The following is a 7,991-nucleotide window of genomic DNA, read 5'->3' on the forward strand; positions in this document are numbered from 1 at the left end:
TTCGTTGTTCCTGCAGGAGTCGCCCACGGTCCCGCGGTCCGCTCGAGAGCGCAACCCCGCCCGCCGCCATTGCCAGGAAACGTCCACGCAGCGGTGAGCGGGATGCCAGCCGGGAGAGAATGAACCCATGCCGAACATCCCCCAGGTCCCGCTCAACGACGGCCATCGCATCCCGCAGCTCGGCTTCGGCGTCTACAAGATCCCGGAGGCCGAGACGGTGGACGCGGTGCTGACCGCGCTGGAGGCCGGGTACCGGCACATCGACACGGCGGCGTTCTACGAGAACGAGCACGCTGTCGGCGAGGCCGTGCGGCGCAGCGGGCTGCCGCGCGACGACGTGTTCGTGACGACGAAGGTGTGGTGGACCGACAACGGCTACGACTCGACGCTGCGCGCGTTCGACGCGAGCCTGGAGCGCCTCGGCTTCGACGCGGTCGACCTGTTCCTCATCCACTGGCCGGCGCCCCAGCGCGACGAGTACGTGGAGACGTGGCGCGCGCTGGAGCATCTGAAAGCGGAGGGCCGCGCCCGCTCGATCGGCGTCGCCAACTTCCACACCCACCACCTCGACCGCCTCGCCGCCGAGACCGAGACCGTGCCCGCGGTGAACCAGGTGGAGCTGCACCCGTGGCTGCCGCAGCGGGAGGTTCGCGCGTACGACGAGGCGCGCGGGATCGTGACGGAGTCGTGGTCGCCGCTCGCCCGCGGCCGCGTGCTGGACGACCCGCTGCTCGCCGGCCTCGCCGCGAAGCACGGGGTGACCCCGGCGCAGGTGGTCATCCGCTGGCAGCTCCAGCTCGGCAACGTGGTCATCCCCAAGTCGTCGACGCCGGAGCGCATCCGCTCCAACCTGGACGTCTTCGGCTTCACCCTCGACGCCGACGACCTCACCGCGATCGACACCCTCGAGTCCGGCGAGCGCACCGGCAAAGACCCCGACCACCTCGGCTGACGCCCGCACCCACCGGAGCCCACCCGCCCCCTCCCCACCCGCCCGCTGCCCACCGCCCGCTGCCCACCCCGATCGCAGCCAACGGAGGACATCCCCCGTTCCGGTCCCCGTTCTCCTCCGTTAGCTGCGGCTCGCCGTCGTGTCAGCCCTGATCTCCTCCGCGACCAACACCGCACCCACCGGAGGAGATCAGCCCGCTACGCACCCCGAATCGCGGCCAACGGAGGACATCCGCCCCGGCCGGCCCCGATTCTCCTCCGTTGCCAACGCCGCAGCTAACGGAGGACATCCGCACGTTCGCGGCCGTGGTCTCCTCCGTTAGCTGCGGTCGTGCGGGGTGGCGGCGCCGGTCTCCTCCGCTGCCGCCGTCACTCGCCGGTCGGGTGGGCCCCCACCACATCCAGCAGCCACGCCAGCGAGAACGCGCGCTCGCGCCACGCCGCGTACCGCCCGGACACCCCGCCGTGGCCCGCAGCCATCTCGGTCTTGAGCAGAGCGTCCGCGCCGACCTCCCGCAGCTTCGCCACCCACTTCGCCGGCTCCACGTACAGCACGCGCGTGTCGTTGAGGCTCGTGACGGCGAGGATGCGCGGGTACGCGGTGCGGTGGATGTTCTCCACCGGCGCGTACGACTTCATGTAGTAGTACACGTCCTCGTCGTGCAGCGGGTCGCCCCACTCGTCCCACTCGATCACCGTGAGCGGGAGCGACGGGTCGAGGATCGTGGTCAGCGGGTCCACGAACGGCACCTCCGCCAGCACGCCGGCGAACAGCCGCGGCGCGAGGTTGGCGACCGCGCCCATCAACAGGCCTCCGGCACTCCCTCCCTGCGCGGCGAGCTGCGACGGCGTCGTCCAGCCCTGGTCGACAAGGTGCTTCCCGGCCGCCACGAAGTCGGTGAACGTGTTCTTCTTGTGCAGCTTCTTGCCGTGCTCGTACCACAGCCTCCCGAGCTCGCCGCCGCCGCGCACATGCGCGATCGCGAACACGACGCCGCGGTCGAGCAGGCTGAGCCGCGGGATGCCGAACGACGGGTCCATGCTCGCCTCGTACGAGCCGTACCCGTAGAGCACGAGCGGCGCCGGCTCGCCCGGAGTCACCAGGTCGCGGCGGTAGACGAGCGAGATCGGGACGCGCGTGCCGTCCTCCGCGGTCGCCCACTCCCTGCGCTGCTCGAACAGGTCCGGCTCGAACTCGCCGAGCACCGGCTGCTGCTTGCGCAGGGTGAGCTGGCGCGTGCGCACGTCGTAGTCGTAGACGCTCGACGGGGTGACGAAGCTGCCGTAGCCGAGGCGCAGGAACGGCTGCGTCCACTCGGGGTTGCCGCCCGCGCCGACGGTGAACAGCTCCTCGTCGAAGTGCAGCTCGTGGAGGATGTCGTCCACGTCGCCGACCGCGCCCTCCGTCTGCGCAGGGAGGCAGGCGACCGCGAGACGGGTCATCCCCTCCCGCCGGTACTCGAGCGCGACGAAGTCGCGGAACGCGTCCACCCCTTCGATGCGCACGGCCGGGTCGTGCGGGAGCAGCGTCCGGCGCGGCCCCTGCGGGTCGTCGGCCGCGACGCTCACCAGCTCGAAGTTGACGGCGCCGTCGTTGTGCACGATGAGCAGCCGGTCGCGTCCGCCCGCCACGACGTGCTCGATGTCGTACTCGACGCCCTCCGTGCGCGGCCACACGACACGGAACTCGCCCGTCGGGTCACCCGCGTCCAGCAGCCAGCTCTCGCTCGTGATGTTGGAGCCGGCCTCGATGACCAGGTACCGGCGGCTGCGGGTGAGACCCACGCCGATCCAGTACTTCTCGTCCGGCTCGTGGAAGACCTCCGCGTCGGCGTCGCCGTCCGGCCCCTGTCCGATCCGGTGCCGCCACACGGTGTCCGGCCGCCAGGCGTCGTCGACGGTCGTGTAGAACAGGTACTCGCCGCTCGGGTCGAAGAGCGCGCCGGCGCCCGTGCCCGCGATCTCGTCGGGGAACGACGCACCATCGCCGGCCAGCGACCGCACCCGGATCGTGTACCGCTCGTCGCCCTCGGTGTCGACGCCGTAGAGCAGCCTGCTGCCGTCGGTGCTGACGTCGAAGCTGCCGAGCGCGTAGAAGTCGTGCCCTTCGGCCTCCGCGTTGTCGTCGAGCAGGATCTGCTCGCCCGGGAGTCCGTGCTGCTGCGCGTGCTCGTCCAGCGCCGGCGGCTCCCAGTCGTCCGGTCCGGCGATCGGCGCGCGGCAGTGGATGCCATACTGCTTGCCCTCGACCGTGCGCGTGTAGTACCACCAGTCGCCCTCGCGGGTGGGGACGCTCAGGTCGGTCTCCCGGGTGCGCGACTTGATCTCGTCGAAGATCTGCTCGCGCAGCATGGCGAGCTTCTCGGTGCGCGCGTTCGTGTACGCGTTCTCCTCGTGGAGGTGGGCGACGACCGCGGGATCGTCCTTGTCGCGCAGCCACTCGTAGTCGTCCACGACCACGTCCCCGTGGTGGCTGCGCTCGGTCGGCTTCTTCGCGGTGATCGGCGGCGTGAGCATCCCCCCAGGCTACCCAACGCGGGTGACAGCGGCAGGGTCGCCGCCGCCGCGCGATTCGGCACGAATGTCGCGTTCGGCGGCGCGATTCGCGCGATTCGGCACGAATGTGGGTGGTTAGCGCGCCGCGGTGAAGGCGAGGAGGCCGGCGCCGGCCCGCCCGGCGTCGCCACCGAGGCCGCTGCGGACGATCGCCGGCCGCTCCCGCCAGGCCAGCCCGGCCGACACGTCGCGCTCCAGCGGGCTGAACAGCGCGTCGCCCGCGTGCGAGACGCCGCCGCCCAGCACGATCACCTTCGGGTCGAGCAGCAGGGTGAGGATGGTGAGGCCCTGCGCGAGCACGTCGACGGCCTCGCCCCAGATGCGGTCGGCTAGCGGGTCGCTGCCGAGGCGGGCGACGATCCGGCGCGTGCTGAGCGCGTCGCCTCCGGCCTCCCGGTAGCGTCGCGCGACGCCGGCCCCGGACATGTACACCTCCAGGCAGCCGCGCTGGCCGCAGGTGCACGGCTCCCCGCCGGCGATCACGGGAATGTGGCCGAACTCGCCCGCCGCGCCGGTCGCGCCGGTGATGGTCCCGCCCGCGGTCACGAGCGCCGCGGCGACGCCGGTGCCGATCGGGACGAGGACGAAGTCGTCCGAGCCCTGGGCCGCGCCGAAGGTGCGTTCGGCCAGCCCGGCGGCGCGGACGTCGTGCCCGACCGCGACCGGGAGGTCGAGCTCGCCTTGCAGGATGTCGAGCAGCGGCACGTCGCGCCAGTCCAGGTTGGACGCGTAGTGGACGATGCCGCGCTGCTCGTCGAGCATGCCGGGGGTGGCGACGCCCGCGCCGACGACGTCGAGCTCCCCAGCGCCGGCGACTCCACGGAGGTCGTGGAACAGCGTCACGAGCGCGCCGAGGATGTCGCTCCCCGGCGTGGGACGGGTCAGTTCGGCGACAACGGCGCCCCCCTCGCCCACCACGGCGCCCTTCATGGCCGTCCCGCCGAGGTCGACAGCGAGGACGACCGGGGCCCCGGAGCCCGGGGCCGCGCCGCTGTCGCCCTGTTCGTCGGCGAGCGCTGTCGCCACCGTCGTCCCGCTCATGCCGCCGCCTCCCGCACCGCCGCCGCGACGGCCGCGACGATCGCTCCCGAGGTCACCTGTCGGTGGCCCGGGTCGTACTGGCTTGTCGCGAGCGAACCGCTCTGCGCCGTGGTGGCCGCCCGCAGGTGCACCTCCCGCACACCCGTCCGGCTGACCAGCTCGGCCACGTTCCCGGGGCGGACTCCGCCGCCGGCGAGCACCACGATCCGCTCGCCCGCCTGCGCGACCAACGCGGCGAGCTCGTCGGCGCCCTCCAGTGTGGAGGCCGCACCGCCCGAGGTGAGGATGCGCGCCACTCCGAGTCCGACCAGCTCCTCCAGGGCCTCTGCGCGGTCCGGCACCTGATCGAAGGCCTTGTGGAAGGTGACCGGCGCGTCCCCGCAGGCCGCCACCAGCATGTCGGTCGAGTCCACATCCACCGATCCGTCGGGCCGGAGTGCGCCCACCACGAAGCCGACCACCACACCGTGCGGGTTCGGCAGCGCCCGCACCGCCCGGATGTCGGCCGCCATCGCGGCGAGCTCGTCCGCGTCGTACACGAAGTCGCCGGCCCGCTGGCGCACCAGGACGTTGACGCCCATTCGCCCGACCGACCGGAGTGCGGTCGCCACGGTGCCGATCGACGGGGTCAGGCCGCCGTCGGACAGCGCGCTGCACAGCTCGATGCGGTCGGCGCCCGCGTCCTCGGCGAGGCGCACGCCGGCGAGATCCTCGAGGCAGATCTCGACCAGGACACCGCTCACGCGACGCGCTCCAGTGCCGCGGCCAGGTCCGCCCCGACCTCGATCCGCCCGACCGGCACGCCGCCGCCGAGCACCGGGAGGTCCACGAGGGCGCCCGCGCGGGAGATGTCCGTGCCGAGCGCCTCCAGCACCCGGAGGGCGATCAGGGTCGTCGCGCGCGGGCTGCCGTCGACGATCTTCATCGACACGGCGGTCCCATCCGGCGCCGCGACGCCGATGACGCCCTCGGCGCCACCCTTGGCGAGGGCGCCGGGGACGGTCTCCATCAGCGTCGAGTTCTGGTGTCCGCTGCCGCCGACGTAGAAGGGGTGCTCGCGCATCGCGTCGGCGACCGCGCGCTCGGGCGTGCCGGGTGCGGCTGTCACGAGCCGGCCGAACGAGCGGGCGACACCGCGCACGGTCGTGCCGAACAGCGGGGCGCCGCAGCCGTCGATCGCGTCGTGCCCGACGGGGACGCCGGTGAGCGCGGCCATCGTCTCGCGAACGTGCTGCTGCACGGGATGGGCCGGGTCGAGGTAGCCGTCGGTCGGCCAGCCGTTCGCGGCGGCGGCCAGCAGCATCGCGGCGTGCTTGCCGGAGCAGTTCATCCGGATGCGGCTGCGCGGCTCCCCGGCGCGGATCATCCGCTCGAAGGTGCCCTCGTCCTCCGGCCGGTCGACCGGGCAGCCCAGGGCCGACTCGTCGACGCCGGCTGCCGTCAGGATGCCGCGGACGACGCGCACATGCTCGTCCTCGCCGGTGTGGCTCCCCGCTGCGATGGCCAACGACGGTCCGGAGAGGGATGCGCCGGCTGTGAGGCACGCGAGCGCCTGCAGCGGCTTGACCGTGCTGCGCGGCAGCACGACCGCGTCCGGGTCGCCGAGCTCGATCAGGGTCCGGCCGTCCGGGTCGAGGGCGACGAGGCTGCCGAAGTGGCGGCTCTCGATCATCCCGGAGCGTCGCACGGCGGCGAGCTCGGCGAGTCCTTCGACGGTAGTGCTAGACATGGGTCTCTTCCTGATGCGGGGCAGCCGGCAGGGCCGGAAGCACGGGTTGCGCGGAGGGGCGACGCCGGGGACCGCGCTGCAGGCGGGAGGCGAGCGCCGAGAGGCTGCCGTTGACGACCAGGTAGATGACCGTCACGGCGACGTAGGTCGGGATGAGCAGGTGCAGGTACGACGCCAGCACCTGACCGCGGTAGAGCAGTTCGGTGAACGCCACGATGTAGCCGAGCGACGTGTCCTTCAGGAGGCTCACGAACTGCGTGACCAGCGACGGCGCGACGTTCCGCGCGGCCTGGGGCAGCACGACGAAGCGCATCGCCTGACCGGGCCGCATCCCGAGGCTGAGCGCCGCCTCGCGCTGACCGCGGGGGAGGCTCAGGATGCCGGCGCGCACGATCTCGGCGAACACGGCCGAGTTGGCGATCGTCAGCGGGACGACCAGCTTCCACAGCACCGGCAGGTTGATCCCGAGCTGCGGGAGGCCGAACAGCATCAGGTAGATCACCAGCAGCACGGGCACTGTGCGCGCGATCTCGATGTAGAGCCCGCACAGGAATCGCACCGCTCGCAGCCGGCTGATCCGGCCGAGAGCGAGCAGCACGCCGAGCAGGCCGCCGAGCACGGCGACGATCGCGGCGGCCTCCAGCGTCCCGAGCAGCCCGACGAGGAGGTAGTTCCAGATCGGCCACTCGGTGAACGGAGCCCAGCGCTCGGGCGCGAGCTGCCCGTGCGAGGCGAACTGCCACAGCCCGTAGCCGAGCAGCCCGGCGATGACGAGGCAGCTGAGGACGGTGCCGAGCAGGATGTTGCGACGCCCGCGCGGTCCGGGCACGTCGTACATGAACGCGGCGGCATATGCCCGGCGAGGACGCTTCGCGCGTGCGGCGCGCACCGGCGCGGGACGGTCGGGGATGAGTTGTGCGGTCATCGTGCGATCGCCACCTTCCGCTCGACCCAGCCGGCGGTGAGGCCGATGGCGAGCGCGACGGCCATGTAGAGGATGCCGGCGCTGGAGAAGATCAGGATGGGCTGCGCCGCGACGAGGTTGATCTTGTTGACCTCGGCGGTCAGCTCTACGACGCCGACGGCGGCAGCGAGGGCGGTGTTCATCGCGAGTGCGATCATCACGTTTCCGATCGGCTGCACGACGGCACGGAGCGCCTGCGGGATCACGACGAGACGCAGCGACTGGCCGAGCGTGAAGCCGAGCGCGCGGGAGGCCTCCACCTGCCCGACCGGGACGGTGTTGACGCCCGAGCGCACAGCCTCCGCGACGTAGGCGGCCTCGTAGACGGTGAGGACGATGATCGCGGTCGGCGTCAGCGGCAGCAGGAGGCCGGCGTCCGGGAGGGCGAACACGGCGAGCAGCAGCAGCGCCAGCAGCGGCACGTTGATGAAGAACTGCACGTAGAGGAAGGCCGCCGTGCGCAGCACCGGGATCGGGCTCACGCGCGCGATCGTGACCAGCACGCCGAGCACGATCGAGCCGACGCCGGCCACGACCGCCATCATCAGCGTCGTGCCGAGGGCCTGCAGCAGCGGCCCGAGGTTGTCGATCAGGGGGTTCATCGCTCGCTCACTCGTGAGGAATGTCTGAGGGGGGCGGGGGGGGGCGGGGGGGCCGCGCCCCCCCCCCGGGGGGGCCCCCCCCCAGCCCGGGGAGAGAAGGTGGGTGGTATTCACAGCGTCCGGCCAGGCATGCCGGGGCGGGGGGGGT

7 protein-coding genes are annotated in these 7,991 nt (G+C 72.5%); 1 reads left to right on the forward strand and 6 read right to left on the reverse strand.

Annotated features, from left to right (window positions below; genetic code table 11):
• Nucleotides 1-127 precede the first annotated feature (127 nt).
• Nucleotides 128-952, forward strand: a complete 825-nt coding sequence (locus tag ACFRFH_RS08370; protein ID WP_382462520.1) for an aldo/keto reductase — start codon at nucleotides 128-130, stop codon at nucleotides 950-952.
• A 368-nt stretch (nucleotides 953-1,320) separates the two neighbouring features.
• Here ACFRFH_RS08370 and ACFRFH_RS08375 read toward each other — a convergent pair whose 3' ends face one another.
• The 6 genes from ACFRFH_RS08375 to ACFRFH_RS08400 form a co-directional block, all read right to left on the reverse strand.
• On the reverse strand, nucleotides 1,321-3,468 hold the full coding sequence (locus ACFRFH_RS08375; protein WP_382462521.1) for a S9 family peptidase: 2,148 nt from the start codon (nucleotides 3,466-3,468) through the stop codon (nucleotides 1,321-1,323).
• 114 nt (nucleotides 3,469-3,582) lie between these two features.
• A complete protein-coding gene (locus ACFRFH_RS08380) occupies nucleotides 3,583-4,548 on the reverse strand; it encodes an ROK family protein (RefSeq protein WP_382462522.1) in 966 nt (321 codons plus the stop codon).
• Complete coding sequence (locus ACFRFH_RS08385) at nucleotides 4,545-5,291, reverse strand: copper homeostasis protein CutC (RefSeq protein WP_382462523.1); 747 nt, start codon at nucleotides 5,289-5,291, stop codon at nucleotides 4,545-4,547. Before ACFRFH_RS08385 ends, ACFRFH_RS08380 begins: the two co-directional genes overlap by 4 nt.
• Nucleotides 5,288-6,277 carry an asparaginase gene (locus ACFRFH_RS08390; RefSeq protein WP_382462524.1) on the reverse strand — a complete coding sequence of 330 codons (990 nt, stop codon included), beginning with the start codon at nucleotides 6,275-6,277 and terminating at the stop codon, nucleotides 5,288-5,290. The genes ACFRFH_RS08385 and ACFRFH_RS08390 overlap by 4 nt, the downstream gene beginning before the upstream one ends.
• The gene (locus ACFRFH_RS08395) at nucleotides 6,270-7,202 is read right to left on the reverse strand and encodes an amino acid ABC transporter permease (RefSeq protein WP_382462525.1); all 933 of its coding nucleotides are present in this window, start codon (nucleotides 7,200-7,202) and stop codon (nucleotides 6,270-6,272) included. Before ACFRFH_RS08395 ends, ACFRFH_RS08390 begins: the two co-directional genes overlap by 8 nt.
• Entirely contained in the window at nucleotides 7,199-7,843 is a 645-nt protein-coding gene (locus ACFRFH_RS08400) for an amino acid ABC transporter permease (RefSeq protein WP_382458369.1), read from the reverse strand. Before ACFRFH_RS08400 ends, ACFRFH_RS08395 begins: the two co-directional genes overlap by 4 nt.
• Nucleotides 7,844-7,991: the final 148 nt, after the last annotated feature.

This window comes from Leifsonia sp. NPDC056824 (assembly GCF_042789575.1).
Lineage (GTDB): Bacteria > Actinomycetota > Actinomycetes > Actinomycetales > Microbacteriaceae > Leifsonia.

Coding starts and splice junctions, on each gene's coding strand:
- ACFRFH_RS08370 (WP_382462520.1), top strand. CDS start 128: ATGCCGAACATCCCCCAGGTCCCGCTCAACGACGGCCATCGCATCCCG.
- ACFRFH_RS08375 (WP_382462521.1), bottom strand. CDS start 3,468: ATGCTCACGCCGCCGATCACCGCGAAGAAGCCGACCGAGCGCAGCCAC.
- ACFRFH_RS08380 (WP_382462522.1), bottom strand. CDS start 4,548: ATGAGCGGGACGACGGTGGCGACAGCGCTCGCCGACGAACAGGGCGAC.
- ACFRFH_RS08390 (WP_382462524.1), bottom strand. CDS start 6,277: ATGTCTAGCACTACCGTCGAAGGACTCGCCGAGCTCGCCGCCGTGCGA.
- ACFRFH_RS08395 (WP_382462525.1), bottom strand. CDS start 7,202: ATGACCGCACAACTCATCCCCGACCGTCCCGCGCCGGTGCGCGCCGCA.
- ACFRFH_RS08400 (WP_382458369.1), bottom strand. CDS start 7,843: ATGAACCCCCTGATCGACAACCTCGGGCCGCTGCTGCAGGCCCTCGGC.